The following is a 21234-nucleotide window of genomic DNA, read 5'->3' as shown; positions in this document are numbered from 1 at the left end:
TCCTTACAAAATATATGTCTCATACATTTCTTGTCGCAGATGAATTTGCGCGCGTTCACGGTCTTCTTCTGACCGAAAACTCAATCGCAAAACCCCCATAATATCTTCTCTTGTTTCTAAAATCCGAATATTCGTTAAACTAATTTGATGTTGTGCCAAAATTCCTGTGACATCGGAAATGACCCCTGGATGATCGGGAACATCTACAAATAAATCATAGAATGATGGAATTGCTCCCTTTTTCCGAACAGGTAACCCATCACGAAAAGCTTTCGCATCTTGAAAATAGGTAAAGATCTGTTCAGCATGTTCCGCTTCAATTAATGTCTTTACATATCCCATTTCCGTTGTCCAGGAATCCAGTAGTTGTAACAAGCTTTCTTTATTATGTAGAAGAATATCACGCCACATTGTCGGACTTGCTGAAGCGATCCGCGTTATGTCCCTAAACCCACCCGCTGCCAATCTAGAAACTAGTGGATCTTCTCCTTCAATTTTAGCTATTTGGTGAACGAGACTCGCTGCAATAACATGTGGAAAGTGACTAATTGCTCCGGCTAAACGATCATGTTGCTCAGGCGATAATTCGATAAAAGTTGCTTTTGTGCCTTTTAACCAATTTTGTAATTGATGATAGCTCGAAGATCTGTTCCCTTTGCTGGTGTTAAAATGTAAAAAGCATTCTCAAATAAATGCTCTCTTGCAGCCTCTACCCCAGTTTTGTGAGAACCAGCCATTGGATGTCCTCCGATAAAAGTAACACCTTTTTCTTTTAAACACTCGGCTTGTTTCACGATACGAAGCTTTGTACTGCCAACATCTGTCACAATCGCATCAAGTTTAAGCTCATAAGAGGCAAGGTCTTGAATTAACTGTTCTGTTTTTATAACTGGTGTAGCAAATATAATTAAATCTGCCGCTTTAACTCCTTCTTCTATGGAAGGTGTAGCTTCATCAATTACCTTTAGGGACAAAGCCATCCTCATTTGTTCTTCTGAAATATCAAAGCCACGAATGTGGACGTTATGCTCTTTTCGAATTGCTAAAGCGATCGAGCCCCCTATAAGACCAAGCCCGACAATTAAAACCGTTCGCTTCATGGTTTACTCCTCTCAGTCTGTTAAGAAAAACCGTCCTTCCAGATCGGAAAGACGATTTTTCTCAAATCTCATCAATGTTATACAGGATTTGAAACGAGCATCTCTTCTAATACCGAGAACAACTCTTCATTTTCTTGATCTGTTCCTACCGTAATTCTTGCACAAGTTGGGAAACCAAGTGCTTGTCCCGACCTGACAATAAAACCTTTTTTCAATAAATAATCAAATACTTCATCACCTGAACGGTTAAAGTCAATTAAAATGAAGTTCGTCTGAGATGGGTAATATTTCAAGTTGTGTTTTCGACAAAAATCTTCAAATTGTTTTAATGATTTCGTATTTTTCTCTACACAATCTTTGATAAAATCGTCATCTTCTAATGCAGCAACAGCCGCAGCATGGGCAAACGTCGTGTTATTAAAAGGTGGTCTTACAGGATTAATCGTCGCGATTAACGTAGGGTTGGCCACCCCGTAACCAATTCGAAGCGCTGCAAGGCCATATGCTTTTGAGAAAGTACGTAAAATCATTAAATTATCAAATTTTTCAAGTAAAGGTAGTGTTTCAGGATAATCATCAGCTGTTACATATTCATAATAAGCTTCATCTGAAACAACTAAAACATGGGCAGGGACTTTTTCTAAAAAGTTTACGAATGCTTTTTCTCCTACATATGTACCAGAAGGATTATTAGGATTACACACCCAAACAATGCGAGTATTTTCATCAATTGCTTCAAGCATAGCATCTAAATCATGAACGCCATCTACTGAAGGAACTTCACGCACTTCTGCTCCTTCAATTGTTGCATTAAGCTTATACTGTGAAAAAGTAGGGTCTGCTGTTACAGTATTTGTTTCTGGAGATAGGAAAGCTCTACATAGAAATTGAATTACCTCATCAGAACCATTTCCAAATACAAGCTGGTTTTCAGAAACGCCAATTTTTGCTGCTACTTTCTCACGAATAGATGCCGCGTAGCCATCAGGATAAATAGCCGTTTGGTCCGCCACTTCACGAATAGCTTCAGCTGCTTTCGGTGAAGAACCGTATGGATTTTCATTAGAAGCTAACTTAACCACCTTTGAAAGTCCCAATTCTCTTTTTACTTCTTCAATTGGTTTACCTGGTTTGTAAGAAGGTAAACCATGTAATTGTTTTTTTGCTTGCATAACTAGCACCTCATCTTATCAAAAATAGACTACCTTATTATGTTACGATGAAATGAGCGATGAAACAAACTTTTTTATTTCCGCTAACGCTTGCGGGCGGGTTTCAGCGTTCTTCAAAGCTTGTTCTCGTTTAGCTATTTCAGAGACAAGTGCACTCCCCACAACAACACCATCGGCATGCTCCTTCATCACTTTCACTTGTTCTGCTGATGATATCCCAAATCCAACTGCAATAGGAATGGAGCTCGCTTCACGAACAGTTTTAAGAAAATCATAAACTCTTGGGTCAATCTCATTACGCGCCCCGGTTACTCCTAACGAAGAGACACAGTATAAAAATCCTTGTGCTCGCTCAGCAATTTTAATCATCCGTTGTTTTGATGTCGGTGCAACAAGGGAAATTAATGACAAGTCATTTTGCTGGCAAAGCTCTGCTAGATGAGCACTTTCTTCATGAGGTAAATCTGGAACAAGAAGTCCATCAATACCGAGCTTCTCAGCTTGTGTGGCGAAGCGCTTCTCACCATATTGTAATAACGGGTTAAAATATGTGAAAATAATGACGGGTATAGATAACCCGCGTTCTCTCATCACAGGAACAAGGTGTAATGCTTTTTCAAGCGACATTCCTCCAGCCAAAGCTCGTTTTGAAGCTGCTTGAATAGTCGGGCCATCAGCTAACGGATCTGAGTAAGGAATTCCAAGCTCTAAAATACTCGCCCCAGCTTCTTCCAAAGACAAAGCAAGATCAATTGTTGCTTCTTCACTCGGATCACCGGCAGTAATAAAAGGGATGAACAAAGATTTATCTGTTTTCGTTGCTGCTTCCATTCGTTTGTTACTCATTTGTCTCACCTCGAAAATGTTTCATTAGTGTATGAACATCTTTGTCGCCTCTGCCTGATAAGCAAACGAGAATGGTGTCTTCTGGCGTTAATTGTTTTGCTCGTTCAAACGCTTTTGCTAGCGCATGAGCTGATTCAATCGCTGGAATAATCCCTTCTTTTTCTGATAATAGCTTAAGCGCATCTAAGGCTTCCTGATCCGTAACTGCTTGATAACTCACTCTTCCATTACTTGCTAAAAATGCATGTTCAGGTCCTACACCAGGATAATCCAAACCAGCAGAAATCGAGTATGGTTCTGTAATCTGACCTGCCTCATCTTGCAATAAATAAGTGAGTGAACCGTGAATGACTCCTTTTCGACCGTGGGTAATTGTTGCTGCATGTTGATCTGAGTCTAAGCCCATTCCGGCAGCTTCTACACCTATTAACTTAACGTCATCCTCGAGAAAAGGATAAAACATACCAATAGCGTTACTCCCGCCTCCAACACAAGCGATAATTTCGTCAGGTAATTTACCTACTCGTTCTGTAAATTGCCTCTTCGCTTCGTCCCCGATAATTCGCTGGAAGTCACGAACCATCTTAGGATAAGGGTGCGGACCTACAACTGAACCGATAAGGTAAAACGTATCTTCAGCGTTAGCCACCCAATACCTAATCGCTTCATTTGTCGCATCCTTTAACGTTTGGCTTCCTGAGGTCGCAGGAATCACCTCAGCTCCAAGAAGTTCCATTCTAAAGACGTTGAGTGCCTGACGCTCCATGTCTTCTGCACCCATAAACACTTTACATTCAAGTCCAAACCTAGCTGCAATGGTCGCTGAAGCTACTCCGTGTTGACCTGCTCCTGTTTCAGCCACTATTTTAGTTTTTCCCATACGTTTCGCTAAAAGAGCTTGCCCCATAGCGTTATTAAGTTTATGGGCACCGGTATGCAATAAATCTTCTCTTTTCAAGAAAATTTTAGCTCCACCTAAATAAGTGGAGAGATTCTGAGCGTATGATAAGGCTGTCGGTCTCCCTGCATACTCTCTTAAATGATCAAGATACTCTTTTTTAAACGCTTCATCATTACTCGCTTTTTCTAGCGCTTCTTCTAATTCCTCAATAACACTCATTAACGTTTCTGGGACATACTTCCCACCGAATTCCCCAAAACGCCCATATTCATCTGGATGTATAGCCATGGCGGATCATCCTTTCCTCTAATTGCTTTATAAGTTTCATAGATTTTTGATTATTTTCCTCAATTCCACTAGACACATCAATTCCATCCGGTTGGTAAGCAAGGACTTTTTCAATATTATCAGGGTTTATTCCACCAGCGATAAATACAGGAACCCCTTGTTCTCTTCCCTCTTGTAAGTAATGAGGAATAAACGTCCAATCAAAAGAAACTCCCGTTCCTCCCCATTGGCTTCCAACTTTGCAGTCAATGATGTAACCGTCTGAGATACCTCGATATGTTCTAATAACTTCTAATGCATGTTCGCTATGGTGAATCGCTTTCCAGACAGGTAATTGCGTAATCTCTTTTACTTCTGCTAACTCACTAGATGTTTCATTACCATGACATTGTATAATATCAATCGGTAAGTTGCTAATAGTGTCAAAAATAACAGAAGCCGGTTCATTCACAAATAGTGCAACTATTTTCTTTTCTTGTTTATCAATCATAGATAACCAATTTAATATATCTGTAGAACGAACTTGTCGTTTACTTTTTGCGAAAACGAACCCTAGATAATCCGCATTACTAGATAACGTATTTTTCGTATCTTCAAAAGAGTGGTTGCCGCATAATTTAAGTAGAGGTTGCAATCTGTTCTCCCCCATATAAAACCTTAATTCCAGTTTCAGGCGTTTCTGCTCGCATTAAAGACTCACCAACTAGTACAGCGGATGCACCCGCCCTTAAGACTCTATCTAGATCTTCTTTTTTATGAATACCGCTCTCACTAATAAATATACTTCCATCTGGTATAAGGTCAGCCATTTCTTCGGTTTGCGTTAGCGATGTTTCAAACGTTTTCAGATTACGATTATTCACTCCAATGATTTTCGGATGAAACTCTGAAATTAACTCCACTAATTCCTCTTTAGCATGAACCTCTACCAAACATTCAAGTCCCTTACTATAAGCGTAATCATAGAGATCTTTTAGCTTACTGATTGGAACAGTCCCGACAATTAAAAGCATGGCATCTGCCCCAATACGAACAGTTTCATCTATTTGAGCTTTATCAATAATAAAGTCTTTCCTCATGACCGGAATAGAAACGGTGGTCTTTATAGCTTTTAAATAGTCTCGATGTCCTTGAAAGTACGAAACATCTGTTAAAACAGAGATTGCATCAGCACCTCCGACCTCATAGCCTCTTGCAATTTCAACAGGGTCAAAGTGTTCTTTAATTACCCCCTTAGAAGGGGAAGCTTTTTTCACTTCGGCAATCAAACCTATAGACCGATTCGGGTTACTCAAAGCTTCAAATAAAGAGTAATGAGGTACTTCTACTTGATCAGGCAAAATCAACTTACTTATTTCGTCTCGTTTCGTTTCAAGTATTTTTTCAAGCATGCTGCCTGGCCTCCTGTAAAGTTAAATAATGACGATAAATCTGTCCGGATTGAATCGCTTCTTGGACTTTTATAACACCTTCTTGAATAGAGGGAACTCGTTTTGCTGCATAAAGTGCAGCTGCTGTATTTAACAGGACAATCCCAGTCGCAGAAGCATTAGCTTCACCTTTTAAAATTTTTCGAATTAAAGTTGCACTTTCTGCTGGGGTATTGACTTGAATTTCCTCTAATTTCCCTCTATTTAAACCTACATCTTCAGGCGCAATTGTGTACATGTTTTGCGTTGTTCCATTTACTTCAATCACAAATGATTCGGTTGTAATTGATAGTTCATCTAATCCTTCTCCTCCTGTAACAAGAAGCGTTCGCTCAGTTCCAAGTCTTGAGATCGTCTCTGCCATCTTTTTTGCAAATGCACGATCATACACACCAATTAATTGATGCTTGGCGTTTGCTGGGTTCGTTAAAGGACCTAGTAAATTAAAAATCGTTCTAAAGCCAATTTCTTTTCTCGGTGCAACGGCATGTTTCATTGACTGATGATATAAAGGAGCAAATAAAAAGCAAAGCTTCACATCAATTAAAGACTGTCTTGCCTCTTGTTGGTTATGTTGAATCGGTATTTGCAATTCTTCTAAAACGTCAGCACTTCCACTCTTGGAAGAAACAGCTCGGTTTCCATGTTTCGCAACTGCTACTCCTAAACCCGATAAAACTATGGCACATGCTGTTGAAACATTAAACGTCTTTAAGTCATCTCCACCAGTCCCACAAGTATCAACAACAGATAAATCATCTGTTTCAATTTGAAGGGAATGTGCTCTCATAGAGCGTGCGAAACCAGTCATTTCGTCAACTGTCTCACCTCTAAACCGCAATAAAGTAAGTAAACTTGCTATTTGACTAGATGTTGCGTGCCCATTCATAATTTCATTCATGACTTCTTCTGCTTGTTTTTCAGATAGAGTGTTGCCTTCCATACAAGACTTTAAAGTGTTCTTAAGCATGGTAAACCTCCTCCTTGTGACCAAACATCTTCTCCGCTAATTGAGCAGCACGAATCAAGGCTTTTGCTTTGTTTTGGGTTTCTTCAAATTCCTTTTCCGGAATAGAATCAGCTACAATACCGGCACCAGCTTGAATATAAGCCTTACCGTCTTGAATAACCATCGTACGAATAGCAATACAAGAGTCAATATTCCCGTCGTAGCCAAGGTATCCAATCGCACCAGCGTAAATACCTCGTTTACAAGGTTCAAGTTCCTGTAAGATCTCCATTGCTCGAATTTTAGGAGCACCTGAGACCGTACCAGCTGGAAAAGAGGCCATTAAAGCTTCTAGTGGTTTAGTCCCCTCACGTAATTGCCCTGTCACTTTAGAAATAATGTGCATAACATGAGAAAATTTACCAATCTCTAGTAGGGTTGGCGTTTGAACCGAACCATACTCAGCAATCCGACCAACATCATTTCGCGCAAGATCTACCAGCATATAATGTTCCGCTCGTTCTTTTTCATCTGCTAAAAGTTCTTCTTCTAACTTCTTGTCTTCCTGTTCGTTTTTCCCACGCTTTCTCGTCCCAGCAATTGGGTGAATTTCTACGTGTCCATCTTGTACTTGAACGAGCCGTTCAGGAGAACTACCGACTATCTCAAGTTGATTAAATTTTAAATAAAACAAATAAGGAGATGGATTGACCATACGTAGTACACGATATACATCAAAAGCAGCAGCAGAGATGTTCATTTCAAACCTTTGTGATAAAACAGTTTGAAACACATCGCCCGCTTTGATATATTCTTTTATTTTCTCAACATCAGCTAGAAATGTTTCTTTTTCATAATTTGATAAAACACCTTCAAAAGAAACCTCTTCGTTGGTTTTAGGAATATTTTTTAACATAAGCCCATTAACTGGTTGCTCTAAAAGCGATGAAATTCTTTTAATTTCTGATCTAGCATTGTGATACGCATTAACTAAGGAATCCTCATCATTAGGTCTAACATGAACTAAGATCGAAAGTTCCTTATTTAAATGGTCATAGGCAATTAATGTTTGGCAAAATAGAAATTGATAATGGGGTAAACGATTATCCTCGGTAGTTGTTAGTGAAGTTTCAATCGTTTCAATAGCATCATAACTCATATATCCAACAGCCCCACCACGAAATGGAATAGGGATATCAACAGGTTGAACATTTAAAAAGTTCATCGTCTCTTCAAATGCTTGTTGAAATGTAGCTGATTCAATCAACACATCTCGATTTTTATTATAAGTTCGATATGATTGATTTTCTTCTACTAATTCAAACATTGGATTTAACCCGATAAATGAATATCTAGACCATGGAGATTGTTCATCCTTGCTTTCTAACAAAAAAGCAACTTGGTCAATTAATTGATGAACGATTTGTACAGGTGTTAGACCATCAGCAAAAAATCGTTGCGATACTGGGATGGTTTGATAGGTTTTAGCTGTTTTTTCAAACTCTAAAAAAGTTGGGGTTATCATTTACAATCACTCCTTAAAATGGGAATGAATGAAATGAGTGGGAGGGGATTGTACTCTTTTTTGTATATAAATAAAATCCTCCTAAACAAAAGTGTTTAGGAGGTTAATAGATAGACTTATCCCTCAACTAAACTCAGCTCTCCTCAACTCAATCTCATTCTCTACTCTTCTCAAATCAAACATTTTAACTAAACTAAAACTCGAAGGAAATCATCCTTCATCTCATCTGACATCAGTCTACCTTGTTCTTATTCGTTCGTCAAGGCTAAGTCTGGTCTAAGTTTCCTAGCATCACGTAAGTACGCATGATGAATTTGATCCTGTTGAACTTCTGTATTAACGGTGAGTAAAACACGAATACATTTTGGCAAACTACCAGGAACAGGAATTTCCTTTGCACAAACTACAGGCACGTAAGACCAACCTGGAAATTCTCTGAGTACTTTTGCTGGAAAAGCAGCCGTGATATCTTCTGTAACCGTAAATAGAACTTGAGCGACTTTATCTGGCTCAATCTGGTTAGACTTAATTAACTCTTGTATCAGTTCCATAGATGCGTTTGTTATTTCTTCATCTGTATTATCTTTTATTGTTATTGCTCCACGAATTCCTCTAACCAATGAGATCACCCTCCATTCTTTCAACTAAGAGTTTTTCAATTAAAGTAGGCGGAATCTCTTTAACAGTCGCTTCTTCTATCTTTGATAAAAGTACCATCCGTACAGATTGTGACTCAGCTTTTTTGTCTTTTTTCATTAACATTAGTAAGTTATTTATGTTACAACTTGCTGGAATTTTAGTTTTGTATCCTAAATCACTAAACCATTTCTCATATTTATCAACATCTAAATCAATGTTGAACATTTCTTCACTCACTCGAAGTGAGAAGACCATGCCAATCACAACGGCTTCTCCGTGCGTGACAACACCATAACCTAGTCTGATTCAATTGCATGGCCAAGTGTATGCCCAAAATTTAAATGAGCTCTGATACCCGATTCTTTTTCATCAACTGTAACGATTTCGGCTTTAATCGAAATCGACTTCTCTAATAAAGTGTTTAACTGTTCAATCGGCATCTCTTCGATTACTTTGATTTCTTGAAGCCAATTTAAAAAAGAAAGATCACGTATAAAACCATGTTTCATCACTTCGGCAAAACCTGAACGCCATTCTTTAACTGGTAAAGAATATAACATCTCTGTATCATACAAAACACTTTCCGGTTGATGAAAACTCCCTACCATATTTTTACCAAGAGGATGGTTAATTGCCACTTTTCCCCCTACGCTACTATCGTGAGCTAAAAGTGTAGTTGGAACTTGAATAAAGCGGATCCCTCTCATATATGTAGCAGCTACAAAACCCGCTAAATCTCCGACTACTCCACCACCTAAAGCAATGATTAGAGATTTTCGATCTAAAGAACTTTCAAGTGCTTTTGTCATAACTTGTTCGTAGACTGAAAAAGATTTAGACGCTTCTCCACTTTGTATTACTTCAGTATAGACAGGGTATTCGTTTTTAAAGCTCAAAACAACATCATCTAAATAAAGTGGAGCTACATCGGTATCTGTTATAACAAGAACCGAAGAGACCGGTTCCGTCACTTTTTTTACTGCGTCTCCGATTAAGTGACGCAAGCCCGCTTTTATGCATACATCATACACTTTGGACTTGGTTGCAACTTGAACTCGGTTCATTAAAACGTCCTCGCTTGCTCTTGGTGTTGCTTTACATTTGCTTTAATTGTTTGCATTTGATCGTGTCCAAAAGTTTCAAGCAAAGCATTTGCCACTTCCCATGCAACTACTGCTTCAGCTACAACCGCTGCTGCAGGTACAGCACAGCTATCCGAGCGCTCAATTGAAGCTTCAAACGGCTCTTTTGTTTCAATATCGACGCTTTGAAGTGGCTTATAAAGCGTTGGAATAGGCTTCATCACTCCACGAACAACGATCGGCATTCCCGTTGTCATACCACCTTCGAAGCCCCCTAAGCGATTAGTTTTTCTAGTGTAGCCTTTTTCTTCATCCCAGATGATCTCATCATGTACTTGACTTCCTGGAAGTCTAGCTGCCTCGAATCCGATGCCAATTTCTACACCTTTAAATGCATTTATACTCATAACAGCTGCTGCTAACTTCGCATCAAGTTTCCGATCATAGTGAACATGACTTCCTAGACCAATTGGTACATTCTCAATGACTACTTCTACGATGCCTCCAATAGAATCACCATCTTTTTTGGCAGCGTCAATCGCTTCAATCATTTTTGCACTTGCTTCTTCATCCAAGCAACGTACTTGAGATGCTTCAGAACGAGCTTGAAGATCTTCAACTGATTCATAAGAAATGTTTTCAGCTTTTACTCCACCAATTTCTAATACATGTCCTCCCACTTTAATATCAAAGTCGGCAAGGATCTTTTTCGCAACAGCTCCTGCTGCTACTCTGACAGTTGTTTCCCTGGCAGAAGAACGTTCTAGTACATTTCTCATATCACGGTGTCCGTATTTGATAGCACCATTTAAATCTGCATGTCCCGGACGTGGTCTTGTTAATTTACGTTTAACTTCTTTTTCTTCTTCTTCACCGATTGGTTCAGCACCCATAACCTTAGTCCAATGTGTCCAATCTTTGTTTTCTACAACCAAAGCAATTGGAGCACCTGTCGTTTTTCCATGGCGAACCCCACTTAAAATTTGCACTTGATCCTTTTCAATTTGCATTCTTCTTCCACGCCCGTATCCACCTTGTCTACGTGCCAAGTCAAAATTTATATCTTCAGCAACCAACTCCAGTTGAGCTGGAATTCCTTCAATAATCGTTGTTAATTGTGGGCCGTGTGACTCACCAGCTGTTAAATATCTCATCTCTACTCCTCCAGTACTGCTTCTTTCTCTTTATCGCTTTCATGCGTTAAATTATAACATAACTTATGATACCTTGTCTCGAAAAATTTTGACAATTTAGTTATTTAGCTATTAATTAGATATTGTACCAAATTATAGTAGTCATTGTCTAAGAAAAAAAGATTGGTACTCATTAATCATTAGAGTTACCAATCTTCCTATTAACAACCATCTAATTCTTTTTGTAAAAAAAAAAGTATCTTCTGTTTCAAATTGGTACGCTGCTGGATTGAAAATTTGCTCCGTACTTCCGACAAATAATACACCACCAGAACGCAACGCTTGACTAAATTTAAGGTATAACTCGTGTTTAGCCTCTTCAGTAAAGTAAATCATAACATTTCTACAAATAATTAAATCGTACTGTTGATCAAAACGATCTGCCAGTAGATTTTGTTGTTGAAAACGAACCGTTTTTTTTATGTCCTCATTTACCTTATAACCCATCGGATCTTTCTTGAAATGGGCTGATAAGATATCTTTAGGGACTTCCTTTAAAGAACGATCCGTGTAAAGCCCTATTTTAGCTCTTTCTAAAATGCCACGATCTAAGTCGGTAGCTAAAATAGAAACTTTTGATAATGGTTGAAACTTCGACATAATCATTGCTAATGTATAAGGCTCTTCCCCTGTCGAACAAGCTGCACTCCATAATTTGGGCTTAGGATTTTCTTTTAGGATCCTCGGAAGAATTTTTTGCTCTAAAACTTCCCATCGTTTTGCATTTCGATAAAATTCAGATACGTTTATTGTCATACGATCTAGAAATTCATCAAAAATAGTTTGATCTGAACTCATGGCCTGATAAAACGCTTGGAAACTATCAAATCCTCTTTTGTTTCTAAGTGATTCTAGTCTTCTTTTCATTTGTGCTTCTTTATATAACGACAAATCAATAGCTGTCTTCTTCTTTATGTTTAGTATAAACTGTTCATAATCTTGACTCATTCGTCTACTCCTCAATATTTTATGAGTTTATCATACGATGAATCGACAAGAATTACTATAGAAATAAAGCTCGTCCAAAATTTGGACGAGCTTTCACTTTTATTAAACCCACTTATTCACATTTTTCTCGTATGTGTTTAATTCTTCTTCTTTAAAGAAAATCGCAATTTCACGCTCCGCACTTTCAGGAGAATCTGAGCCATGAATAACATTCATAGATACTTGAACACCGTAGTCACCACGAATGGTCCCTGGAGCGGCTTCAGCAGGATTTGTAGTACCCATCATTGTCCGAGCTGTAGAAATAACATTGTTACCCTCCCAAACCATTGCGAATACTGGTCCTGAGGTAATAAAGCTAACTAGTTCACCAAAGAATGGACGTTCCTTGTGCTCTCCATAGTGAGTTTCTGCTGTTTCCTTTGAAAGCGTTGTTAATTTCGCAGCTACTAAAGTAAACCCCTTCTTTTCAAACCTAGATACAATTTCTCCAATTAAGTTACGTTGAACACCATCAGGCTTAATCATTAAGTATGTACGTTCCATCTTTATCGCTCCATTCAGGCTATGTAATAAGAACCTCTATTATTATAGCAAACAATTAAATATCGAACAATAACTGTTGTTAAATTCTTACTTGAAAACGCAATTTATCCCAAATGTATTATTTTAAAAGAAAAGTTATTTTCACATACTTCGGTCGAAAACACTAAAAAAGTCCTTTTTGCAGATTCAATTAAGCAGTAATGGCTTTGACACGTTGCGCCCTTGCAACTGTTCCTCTCATTCCAGAGATCACTTCATAACAATAATTCCCGAAAAAATAGCAGACAAAAAAACTTAGGAAGATAGTCTCCCTAAGTTCTTTTTAAAATTTTCGTCTTCCTATGTAAGCAGCTATCTCCCTTAAATACGTCTTCTCTTCTATATCTGGAAGCTCTTCAAGGGCATCGTAGGCTTTCTTTAAATACTGGTCACTAATTTCTAAAGAATATTCGATTCCGCCTGAATCTTTCACAGATTGAATGATATCAGTTAAATCAACATTTTCCGGAAAATTAGTCGCCAATAAATCAACGACCTTATTTCTAATAACAGAATCGTGATGCATGGCATACAAGGCAGGTAATGTTACATTTCCTTGCCTTAAATCTCCACCAGCCGGTTTTCCTAATTGTTCTTCTGTTCCAACAAAATCAAGAACATCATCGGTAATTTGAAAGGACATTCCTACATTGTAACCAAAACGGTATAAATTTCTTTGCGTTTTATAATCGGCATTTGCAGCTAACGCTCCTAATTCGCAACTTACTGCAATTAGGAGAGCTGTTTTACGTTTAATCCTTCTTAGGTAAATTCGGAAATTTTGTCCCCAATTATACTGATCTCTAATCTGTTCAATTTCACCTAGACACATTTCTAACATCGCATTTGATAAAATTTGATGTATTTGTGGGTTAGTAAAATAAGTTGTTGTTTCGATCGCTTTACCGAAAATAAAATCTCCAGTATACATAGCGATTTGATTATTCCACTGAGATTGAATCGTTTTTTTCCCACGACGGAGCTCTGCATCATCGATAACATCATCATGAACGAGCGACCCCATGTGAACTAACTCGAGAGGAACAGCAATATGTTTTAGCGATTCAATATCATAATCGCCAAATTTAGCAGCTAACAACACAAAAACAGGACGAATTCTTTTTCCCCCTGCTTTTAATAATTGCATGGACGCTTCTTGTAAGATGTCATTATTTGATTGAACAGAAATTTCGAGCTCTTTTTCTATAATCTGTATATCTGATTGAAATTGCATATAAATTTCAGCTAGTTTCATGTCGTCCACCTTATTAATCAAAGCGATCACCATCGCCGATACTACTATTCATTACATCATTGTGAAGCTAGTTTTGCAAGTCTTTATTCAGTCAATTTTCACTGTATTCCATATGTTTAACTTTTTTACTTGTTCTGATAAATAACCCATATGGCTAATAATTCAAAGAAATAAGATAAACCCTTTTGTTCTCTATGACCAAAATCATTACACAGGTTTTCAAAATAAGAGTCCCAAAATGCTTTTTCTCCACCGTGTGTTTTTACAATATCCGAGATCATCGGTTGATAATGAATTGCTTCGCTTTTCAATTTACTGTCAACAAAAGAACGGTAAACAAGCCCTACTAAGCTCGGATGATCACGCAATGTTGCATTTCTAACTGCAAATACCGCAAATGTCATAGGTAAACCCGTGTGTTGGTACCAGAGCTCACCTAAATCATAACAATGATATTGATGTCCTTGCTCTCTCTTGGCTCTAATTGCATCGTCACCAATGAGTAAACATGCATCGTGCTCTCTAAGCATCTCATTCAAGTCTGGTTTCATCATCGTATAAGAAACAGTCAATGAATGAAAATATTCAACAATAACCTTTAACAAGTGTACTGACGTTGCTGAGCTCGTAGTTAAAGCAATTTTTTTACCGTCTAATTCCTTTAGAGGCGTCTTAGAAAATAAGAAAATTGAATTCACAGCCCCATATGAAGTCACCGAAAGGTTAGGAAGTAAAGTGAAGTTCTCTGCGTTTTCTGCATAAGCAAATGAAGAAATGCCTCCAATGTCTATTTTGCCTGTCGACATTCCTTGATTCAACTGTGCAGGAACTTGTGGTACGAATGAACAATTTTGTTCACTTAATTTTTCACGATCGAGATAATAAAAGAAAGGCAGAATATTTGTATAAGAAATCTCTCCGATGATAATACTCATCGTTTCTCCCCCCATCGTGTAAACAATTCATGCTCCACATCCAAGCTGTCGAGCGCTTTTCCAACAAGGAAATTAACAAGATCATCTAATGACTTAGGTAGATGATAGAATCCAGGCATGGCGGGCAACACTTTTGCCCCAACCTTAGTAACTCGAAGCATATTTTCTAGGTGAATCTGATTTAAAGGAGTTTCTCTTGGAACCAAGATGAGTTTACGCCCTTCTTTTAACATAACATCTGCCGTGCGTTCTAGTAAATTACCTGATGCTCCCGTTGCTATTCCAGACAGCGTTCCCATTGAGCAAGGAATGATGATCATGCCATTATTTTGATAAGAACCACTTGCAATTGGAGCACCATAATCATGCAAATGGTGTGTGTGAAGCTCTCCGTTGAATTCTCCAAACAAATCTTCTAGTATCCTTTCACGGTTAGATGTATCAAGTAATAATTCTTCTTGAAACACTCTCCATGCTGCCTCTGTTAATATTAAGTGAACTTTGTATGATTGTCTTAAAAGTTCTTGAACAAGTCGAACACCATAAATAGCCCCACTTGCTCCTGTTATTCCAACTGTGTATATTCCTTTTGCTTTACTCGTCATAGTAGTATATCTCCTATCGCGAAAATGAACATAACTAGGCTTAGTATGCCATTCATAGTAAAGAAAGCTACATCAAGTTTAGATAAATCATTTTCTGAAACAAGAGAATGCTCATAAACCATAATGCCCCCTGCAATAAGAACACCGATAAAATAAACCCACCCTAAAGGTGTCAAAAAGAATAAGCTTAAAAAGGCAAAGAAGCTTATCACGTGTATAAAACGAGCTATTTTCAATGCCCGTCCTATTCCAAAGCGACTTGGTATTGAATGGAGCTGGTTTTCTCTATCATAATCAGCGTCTTGACAAGCATAAATCACATCAAATCCGGCTGTCCATAAAGCTACTGCTAAAAATAAAAGAATTGCCTCCCACGTTAGAGTCCCAGTTGCACCAACCCAACCGCCCAATGGAGCCAAACCAATAGTCACCCCTAAAATCAAATGACAGGCCCAAGTAAAGCGCTTCGTATAAGAATAAATAACAAGAAAGAATACCGCAAGCGGAAGTAAATAAACAGCTAACATATTAAGCTGGAACGCCGCATAAAAAAGAAGTGCAAAAGAAAGAATAATAAATAATAAAACTTCTATCTTTGAAACTAAACCAGCAGGAATAGCTCTGGTAGCCGTCCGCGGGTTGTGTTTATCAATTTGCTCATCAATAACTCGATTAAGGGACATTGCTGCACTTCTAGCACCAACCATTGCAACCGTAATCCAGATCCATTGTGTTAATGATGGCCATTCGCCATTTACAATAAAGGCTCCTAACATAGCTCCAAAATACGCAAAAGGCAAGGCAAAAACTGTATGTTCAAATTTAATCATTTCTAAGATGATTTTCAACTTTCTAATCACGTTATCTGCTCCAATTCTACTTCTTCTTTCCAAGATGCATGGCTGCTACCCCACCTGAATAAGCTTTTATTTCAACCTCTTTAAGACCAGCTTTTTCAAACAACTCGGCTAATTTTTCACGGTTAGGAAATGACATTGTTGACTCTTGTAACCAAGAATATTCATCATAACTTTTTGCGAAAAGTTTCCCAAAGATAGGCATAATTTGACGGAAATAAAAAAAGTAAAGTTGTTTGAAAACCGGAATTGTAGGCTGCGATGTTTCTAAACAAACAACCATGCCTCCCGGTTTTGTTACACGATACATTTCTCTTAACACCTGCTCGTAATCTGGAACATTTCTTAAGCCAAAACCAATAGTGACAAAATCAAAACTATTATCTTTATATGGAAGCTCCATTGCATTTCCATGAGTTAAGTGGACTTGAGTTAATTTACGCTCTTCAATTTTAGCTTGGCCAATTTTTAACATATTTTGACTGAAATCAAGGCCTTCAACCTTGCCATTTTTTCCAACAGCCTCACCTAAAGCAATGGCCCAATCTGCCGTTCCACAGCAAACATCAAGTGCGTGGTCACCAGGTTTTACGTTCATTCTTTTCATTGTATCTTTTCGCCACGCTTTATGCCGTTGAAAACTGATAACGGAATTCATCACATCATATCTTTTATATATAGATTCAAACACTTGATGAACTCGTTCTTCTTTCGATTGTGTCATCTTAATTCCCCTTCTTCTATACCCTTTTGAAAAGAAAAACGCCCTATTAATTCGTCAACATGTTCAATGACAAATCTTTCAAAAGAAAGTAACTCTTTACTATTAGTAAGAAGTCGATCTTTCACATCTTCGACTTTTTCCTCGATGCATTTTAACTGATCTTCTGTAGCACCTGATTCTTTTATGATTGAATGTATAATCGGGCTCGTTCTCCCCTTAATCCACTCGGCTTTCTCCATTAGCAACCGCTTTAAAAAGAAGAAGTCATTCATTACACTTTTCCAGTTCGTTTGGTCAAAATGATCAGCCATATTTTGTAGTAAAACAGATTCAATCTGAGCTGTATTTTTCTGTATTTCGATATAAGAGAGTGTATTTACATCATACAAATTCAATTTGTATTCGTTTATTTCTTGAATTGCCTGACTAAAGATTCTAATCATAGGCAGTTGCTTTTTTTCTGCTAGTAGATAATAATGCAACCCTATATAGTAATCACCTGCTAAAACGGTTAATTGCCTTTTTTACGCAATTGCTCCGAATGAATTGGCTGAATGGATACATTATCGTGAACATCAAGAAAAGCTTGAACTAATAATGCCGAAATCGTAAACATTTTCGCTTCAGTATTGGAAAGCTTTTTCTGCATCATTGCATATAAAAAACGTACCTTATCCTCGTCAATATCTGGTTCTGGTATGTACGTTTGTAAATATAAATGCTTTGTCAGACTATAGAAGCTCTTTTTGATTTCCTTTACCTTATCATCAAACTGACTCATACTCACCATAAAAAATCCCCCAAATTCCGCCCATCATTGTTGTGCTAACTTTTATATCGCAACCATTATACCATAGGTTTTACATACTTGTAATGAAAGTCAATGACTAGCCTTTTTTCAAGACTTAATCTTCTGTATTCATTGTACCGTGACTTGTCTGTATAACTGCTTTACCTCTAATTTTCACAGCAGATGTATGTTCTGTAAATTGCGCAATCATTACTTCACCTTTGTCTAGCTTTTCAGAATGATGAAAACGGGTATCAGAACCACGAGTAAGACCAATCACATTTACGCCATTTTCCTTTGCTTTAATCACAAAAAATTCATTTTGACTACTCATCTCAACTCTCCTCTTCGATAATTCTTCAGTTCAAATTCTAACTTTCCTATTTTAACATGAAATGAAAGGTTTTGCTTTAATCAACCTTCTTCTCTTAACCAATAATTATAAATCTTAGCATAAAAATTGCTTCTATAGCAAAAAAGACCCCCTTATACCTAAGGGGGTCCATCTACAATTTCTCATGTGTGATATTATAGAATGATCGCGATAAGTCCACCAGATCCTTCATTAATAATTCTTTCTAACGTTTCTTTCAACTTATAACGAGCGTTTTCAGGCATTAGAGATAGTTTTGCTGAGATCCCTTCACGAACAATTGAATTAAGAGAACGTCCGAAGATATCTGAGTTCCAAATGGAAAGTGGATTCTCTTCAAAATCTTGCATTAAATAGCGTACAAGTTCTTCACTTTGTTTCTCTGTTCCAATAATTGGAGCGAACTCAGACTCAACATCTACCTTAATCATATGGATGGATGGAGCTACTGCTTTCAATCTTACACCAAAACGAGATCCTTGACGGATGATTTCCGGCTCATCAAGACTCATATCTGATAATGCTGGTGCAGCGATTCCGTAACCTGTTTGTTTTACCATGCGCAAGGCATCAGCAACTTGATCATATTCCTCTTTCGCATGTGCAAAGTCTTGCATCAATTGAAGGAGATGATCTTTCCCTCTTATTTCAACACCTACAACTTCTTTTAATACTTGGTCATATAAATCATCTGGAGCATATAGATCAATCTCTGCTATCCCTTGCCCCATCTCAATCCCAGCTAATCGTGCATCGTCAATAAACTCATATTCAGTAAATTGACCGACAACACGGTCAACATCTCTAAGACGTTTAATATCTTTAACTGTCTCACGGACAGATTCTTCATAACTTTGGCGAAGCCAGTGATCTTCTCTTAACACCATTACCCAGCTTGGAAGATTAACATTTACTTCATGTACTGGGAACTCATACAATACTTCACGCAGAACATTATTAATATCTTGTTCTGTCATACTTTCAATGCTCATTGCTAAACAAGGAATATCATATTCTTCAGCTAGCTGAGCTCGAAGCGCTTCCGTGTCAGGATGATGTGGGCGAACGCTATTTACGACCATAATAAATGGTTTCCCCACTTCTTTTAATTCCTCAACTACACGCGCTTCTGATTCAAGATAGTCGTGACGAGGAATTTCTCCGATAGAACCGTCAGTGGTAACAACTACTCCCAAAGTGGAATGTTCTTGAATCACTTTTCTAGTGCCAATTTCTGCCGCTTCTTGGAACGGAATAGGCTCTTCATACCAAGGTGTATTAATCATACGAGGTCCATGCTCATCCTCATATCCTTTTGCACCTGGAACTGCATATCCTACACAATCGACTAAGCGAACGTTCACATCAAGTCCGTCTTCTACATGAATAGAAATGGCTTGATTTGGAACGAATTTGGGTTCAGTTGTCATGATCGTCTTTCCTGCTGCACTCTGAGGCAACTCGTCCTGAGCGCGGGCTTTTTCTGATTCATTAGCAATGTTCGGGAGAACGACTAACTCCATAAATTTTTTAATGAATGTCGACTTCCCTGTTCGAACTGCACCTACTACTCCAAGATAAATATCGCCACCTGTGCGTTCAGCAATATCTTTAAAAATATCAACCTTTTCCACGTGATCCCCTCCCGATCGAGTAAAAATTTGAGATTCAACTTTCTTCCGCTAAACCTTTGACACTATCATATCTATGATGTTGTCCAAAGTTTATGACAAACTTTCTTGAAAGAAAATAGATTCTCGTTTTTGGGCTACCGAGAAGGGGAGAATTAAAAAATGCCCCTTCCTCTGATATATATATCAACAAGGAAGAAGCATTAGACCAAAAAATTAAAAGAACTCTATTATTTTTTTCTTAGTTCCATTGCATATATAGGTTCTCCGTTTTCATCAAGCACATATGGCACACTTCTTACAGGTACAAAAGGAGCTTGTTCGTAAAGCAATGACAGTATGTCCTCACCTTCAGGAAATTCAAGCTCTTGTTGCTGCAACATCATATTTAAATCAATACGGTAATCAATAATGATCTCACCATCATTGGTTAATAACAATGGAAGGAGCGTATCATGATAGGGACTTCTGACGTGAGGAGCTTCTTTGTAATTCAGAGCTTCATGATCTAATTTAAAGAGTCCAACATCAAGCATTTCTTCAATAGGAGCAAAGCGATGTTGTCTCATATAGTCATTTAATCGTTGCTGCAATTGTCTAACTTCTCCTTGTGACGTTAAGTCTATCACTTTCACCTGTGGTGATTCCTCAACATTAACGAGAACATATTGAAACACCCCTCCATTTTCAAAAGCAGTTCCTGGAGGTTGTTGTAAATACCTTGGAATCAACTGATTAAAATCTACTACATATCGTTGGTAGAGCGGAGTATTTTCATCAAAAGTACGAATTGGTAATACTCCAGTATCTGTCTGAAATTGTTCAACAGCAGACTGGACAGATAGCAATTGATCCGGATATGCAATTCGATTTTCCGCTCTTTGATCCTCTGGATACATGCAGCCCGTTAACAGAAGCATAAATAAAAAACTAATACCTAATATAAAGCGAGTCATAAACCATCCCATCCTTTCTCATCATTACAATGTAGCTGTTGGTCCACCCACAACAATAAGAAAGACGATAATACCAGAAACAAGTAAACACATAAACGAAAAGAAAAGAACGGTTTTTTGAACCCAACCCCTTAGTTTTTCCCGACTAAAAATAGCTGTGCCCGCTGATACAAACATTAGGGCAAGCGCAAAGAAAGAAATCCACATATTCATCATCGCTTGTGACACGATTATCAATCCTCCAATAAACATTTTCCATGTCACATTATAGCACAGCTTGTCTAAAAAGTCGGTGTCAGGTTGTAGACGAATTTTGAACACCCTTTTTATTTAAATCTTATGATAAACTTTTCTGTTTTTTCTTCCTTCGGTCTACTTCTCTGCGTACATCATGCAGTCGCTTCTCTCGATGCGCGCCTTCTTTGAGAAGTTCGCTCAAAGAAGGCTTAA

The 21234-nt window shown here is 37.9% G+C and carries 20 protein-coding genes and 3 pseudogenes; all 23 read right to left on the bottom strand.

The annotated features are described in order from the left end of the window. Positions 1-3: 3 nt before the first annotated feature. A pseudogene (locus JCM9157_RS07480) lies at positions 4-1100 on the bottom strand (prephenate dehydrogenase). Positions 1101-1177: 77 nt separating this feature from the next. Continuing rightward, positions 1178-2272 carry a histidinol-phosphate transaminase gene (gene hisC, locus JCM9157_RS07475; RefSeq protein ID WP_035663492.1) on the bottom strand — a complete coding sequence of 365 codons (1095 nt, stop codon included), beginning with the start codon at positions 2270-2272 and terminating at the stop codon, positions 1178-1180. A gap of 42 nt (positions 2273-2314) precedes the next feature. Continuing rightward, a complete protein-coding gene (gene trpA, locus JCM9157_RS07470; protein ID WP_235714845.1) occupies positions 2315-3118 on the bottom strand; it encodes a tryptophan synthase subunit alpha in 804 nt (267 codons plus the stop codon). Then, positions 3111-4307 carry a tryptophan synthase subunit beta gene (gene trpB, locus JCM9157_RS07465; RefSeq protein ID WP_035663491.1) on the bottom strand — a complete coding sequence of 399 codons (1197 nt, stop codon included), beginning with the start codon at positions 4305-4307 and terminating at the stop codon, positions 3111-3113. The genes trpA and trpB overlap by 8 nt, the downstream gene beginning before the upstream one ends. Beyond that, positions 4288-4941, bottom strand: coding sequence for a phosphoribosylanthranilate isomerase (locus JCM9157_RS07460; RefSeq protein ID WP_235714844.1), 654 nt, complete (start codon positions 4939-4941; stop codon positions 4288-4290). Before JCM9157_RS07460 ends, trpB begins: the two co-directional genes overlap by 20 nt. Further along, positions 4925-5698 (bottom strand): indole-3-glycerol phosphate synthase TrpC, encoded by a 774-nt coding sequence (trpC, locus tag JCM9157_RS07455; protein WP_035663489.1) that lies wholly within the window; start codon positions 5696-5698, stop codon positions 4925-4927. Before trpC ends, JCM9157_RS07460 begins: the two co-directional genes overlap by 17 nt. Then, a complete protein-coding gene (gene trpD / locus JCM9157_RS07450; protein WP_035663488.1) occupies positions 5691-6707 on the bottom strand; it encodes an anthranilate phosphoribosyltransferase in 1017 nt (338 codons plus the stop codon). Before trpD ends, trpC begins: the two co-directional genes overlap by 8 nt. Then, positions 6700-8211 (bottom strand): anthranilate synthase component I, encoded by a 1512-nt coding sequence (gene trpE, locus JCM9157_RS07445; protein ID WP_173401248.1) that lies wholly within the window; start codon positions 8209-8211, stop codon positions 6700-6702. The genes trpD and trpE overlap by 8 nt, the downstream gene beginning before the upstream one ends. A gap of 248 nt (positions 8212-8459) precedes the next feature. Then, positions 8460-8831, bottom strand: a complete 372-nt coding sequence (aroH, locus tag JCM9157_RS07440; RefSeq protein ID WP_035663486.1) for a chorismate mutase — start codon at positions 8829-8831, stop codon at positions 8460-8462. Next, positions 8824-9914, bottom strand: a pseudogene (aroB, locus tag JCM9157_RS07435) (3-dehydroquinate synthase). The gene aroH and the pseudogene aroB overlap by 8 nt, the downstream one beginning before the upstream one ends. Next, the gene (gene aroC, locus JCM9157_RS07430; RefSeq protein WP_035663483.1) at positions 9914-11086 is read right to left on the bottom strand and encodes a chorismate synthase; all 1173 of its coding nucleotides are present in this window, start codon (positions 11084-11086) and stop codon (positions 9914-9916) included. The pseudogene aroB and the gene aroC overlap by 1 nt, the downstream one beginning before the upstream one ends. Positions 11087-11227: 141 nt before the next feature. Beyond that, complete coding sequence (locus JCM9157_RS07425) at positions 11228-12073, bottom strand: CheR family methyltransferase (RefSeq protein ID WP_081734098.1); 846 nt, start codon at positions 12071-12073, stop codon at positions 11228-11230. 102 nt (positions 12074-12175) lie between these two features. Beyond that, on the bottom strand, positions 12176-12619 hold the full coding sequence (ndk, locus tag JCM9157_RS07420; RefSeq protein ID WP_035663481.1) for a nucleoside-diphosphate kinase: 444 nt from the start codon (positions 12617-12619) through the stop codon (positions 12176-12178). Positions 12620-12941: 322 nt separating this feature from the next. After that, positions 12942-13913 carry a heptaprenyl diphosphate synthase component II gene (gene hepT / locus JCM9157_RS07415; RefSeq protein WP_035663478.1) on the bottom strand — a complete coding sequence of 324 codons (972 nt, stop codon included), beginning with the start codon at positions 13911-13913 and terminating at the stop codon, positions 12942-12944. Between the two features lie 125 nt (positions 13914-14038). Then, positions 14039-14848 carry a menaquinone biosynthesis protein gene (locus JCM9157_RS07410; protein ID WP_235714843.1) on the bottom strand — a complete coding sequence of 270 codons (810 nt, stop codon included), beginning with the start codon at positions 14846-14848 and terminating at the stop codon, positions 14039-14041. Then, the gene (locus JCM9157_RS07405) at positions 14845-15453 is read right to left on the bottom strand and encodes a UbiX family flavin prenyltransferase (RefSeq protein ID WP_035663476.1); all 609 of its coding nucleotides are present in this window, start codon (positions 15451-15453) and stop codon (positions 14845-14847) included. The genes JCM9157_RS07410 and JCM9157_RS07405 overlap by 4 nt, the downstream gene beginning before the upstream one ends. Continuing rightward, positions 15450-16283, bottom strand: a complete 834-nt coding sequence (locus JCM9157_RS07400) for a UbiA-like polyprenyltransferase (RefSeq protein ID WP_052013015.1) — start codon at positions 16281-16283, stop codon at positions 15450-15452. Before JCM9157_RS07400 ends, JCM9157_RS07405 begins: the two co-directional genes overlap by 4 nt. A gap of 46 nt (positions 16284-16329) precedes the next feature. Further along, positions 16330-17034 (bottom strand): demethylmenaquinone methyltransferase, encoded by a 705-nt coding sequence (menG, locus tag JCM9157_RS07395; protein WP_035663474.1) that lies wholly within the window; start codon positions 17032-17034, stop codon positions 16330-16332. Further along, positions 17031-17815, bottom strand: a pseudogene (locus JCM9157_RS25905) (heptaprenyl diphosphate synthase component 1). The gene menG and the pseudogene JCM9157_RS25905 overlap by 4 nt, the downstream one beginning before the upstream one ends. A 124-nt stretch (positions 17816-17939) precedes the next feature. Next, positions 17940-18158, bottom strand: coding sequence for a trp RNA-binding attenuation protein MtrB (gene mtrB, locus JCM9157_RS07385; protein ID WP_035663472.1), 219 nt, complete (start codon positions 18156-18158; stop codon positions 17940-17942). Between the two features lie 194 nt (positions 18159-18352). Continuing rightward, complete coding sequence (spoIVA, locus tag JCM9157_RS07380) at positions 18353-19831, bottom strand: stage IV sporulation protein A (RefSeq protein ID WP_035663469.1); 1479 nt, start codon at positions 19829-19831, stop codon at positions 18353-18355. 227 nt (positions 19832-20058) lie between these two features. Then, positions 20059-20784: a YphF family lipoprotein gene (locus JCM9157_RS07375; RefSeq protein WP_052013005.1), complete on the bottom strand. Its 726-nt coding sequence runs from the start codon at positions 20782-20784 to the stop codon at positions 20059-20061. A 24-nt stretch (positions 20785-20808) separates the two neighbouring features. Beyond that, complete coding sequence (locus JCM9157_RS07370) at positions 20809-21012, bottom strand: DUF2768 domain-containing protein (protein ID WP_035663466.1); 204 nt, start codon at positions 21010-21012, stop codon at positions 20809-20811. Between the last annotated feature and the right edge of the window lie 222 nt (positions 21013-21234).

The sequence above is a fragment of the Halalkalibacter akibai JCM 9157 genome (assembly GCF_000513135.1).
Taxonomy (GTDB): Bacteria; Bacillota; Bacilli; order Bacillales; family Bacillaceae_D; genus Halalkalibacter; species Halalkalibacter akibai.
Note: the sequence above shows the minus strand (reverse complement) of the source record. Positions and strands in the feature narration are given on the sequence as shown.

Excerpts from the sequence above, each read along its gene's own strand:
- hisC (WP_035663492.1), bottom strand. The coding sequence starts at position 2,272 with ATGCAAGCAAAAAAACAATTACATGGTTTACCTTCTTACAAACCAGGT.
- trpA (WP_235714845.1), bottom strand. The coding sequence starts at position 3,118 with ATGAGTAACAAACGAATGGAAGCAGCAACGAAAACAGATAAATCTTTG.
- trpB (WP_035663491.1), bottom strand. The coding sequence starts at position 4,307 with ATGGCTATACATCCAGATGAATATGGGCGTTTTGGGGAATTCGGTGGG.
- trpC (WP_035663489.1), bottom strand. The coding sequence starts at position 5,698 with ATGCTTGAAAAAATACTTGAAACGAAACGAGACGAAATAAGTAAGTTG.
- trpD (WP_035663488.1), bottom strand. The coding sequence starts at position 6,707 with ATGCTTAAGAACACTTTAAAGTCTTGTATGGAAGGCAACACTCTATCT.
- trpE (WP_173401248.1), bottom strand. The coding sequence starts at position 8,211 with ATGATAACCCCAACTTTTTTAGAGTTTGAAAAAACAGCTAAAACCTAT.
- aroC (WP_035663483.1), bottom strand. The coding sequence starts at position 11,086 with ATGAGATATTTAACAGCTGGTGAGTCACACGGCCCACAATTAACAACG.
- JCM9157_RS07425 (WP_081734098.1), bottom strand. The coding sequence starts at position 12,073 with ATGAGTCAAGATTATGAACAGTTTATACTAAACATAAAGAAGAAGACA.
- ndk (WP_035663481.1), bottom strand. The coding sequence starts at position 12,619 with ATGGAACGTACATACTTAATGATTAAGCCTGATGGTGTTCAACGTAAC.
- hepT (WP_035663478.1), bottom strand. The coding sequence starts at position 13,913 with ATGAAACTAGCTGAAATTTATATGCAATTTCAATCAGATATACAGATT.
- JCM9157_RS07410 (WP_235714843.1), bottom strand. The coding sequence starts at position 14,848 with ATGAGTATTATCATCGGAGAGATTTCTTATACAAATATTCTGCCTTTC.
- JCM9157_RS07405 (WP_035663476.1), bottom strand. The coding sequence starts at position 15,453 with ATGACGAGTAAAGCAAAAGGAATATACACAGTTGGAATAACAGGAGCA.
- JCM9157_RS07400 (WP_052013015.1), bottom strand. The coding sequence starts at position 16,283 with ATGATTAAATTTGAACATACAGTTTTTGCCTTGCCTTTTGCGTATTTT.
- menG (WP_035663474.1), bottom strand. The coding sequence starts at position 17,034 with ATGACACAATCGAAAGAAGAACGAGTTCATCAAGTGTTTGAATCTATA.
- mtrB (WP_035663472.1), bottom strand. The coding sequence starts at position 18,158 with ATGAGTAGTCAAAATGAATTTTTTGTGATTAAAGCAAAGGAAAATGGC.
- JCM9157_RS07375 (WP_052013005.1), bottom strand. The coding sequence starts at position 20,784 with ATGACTCGCTTTATATTAGGTATTAGTTTTTTATTTATGCTTCTGTTA.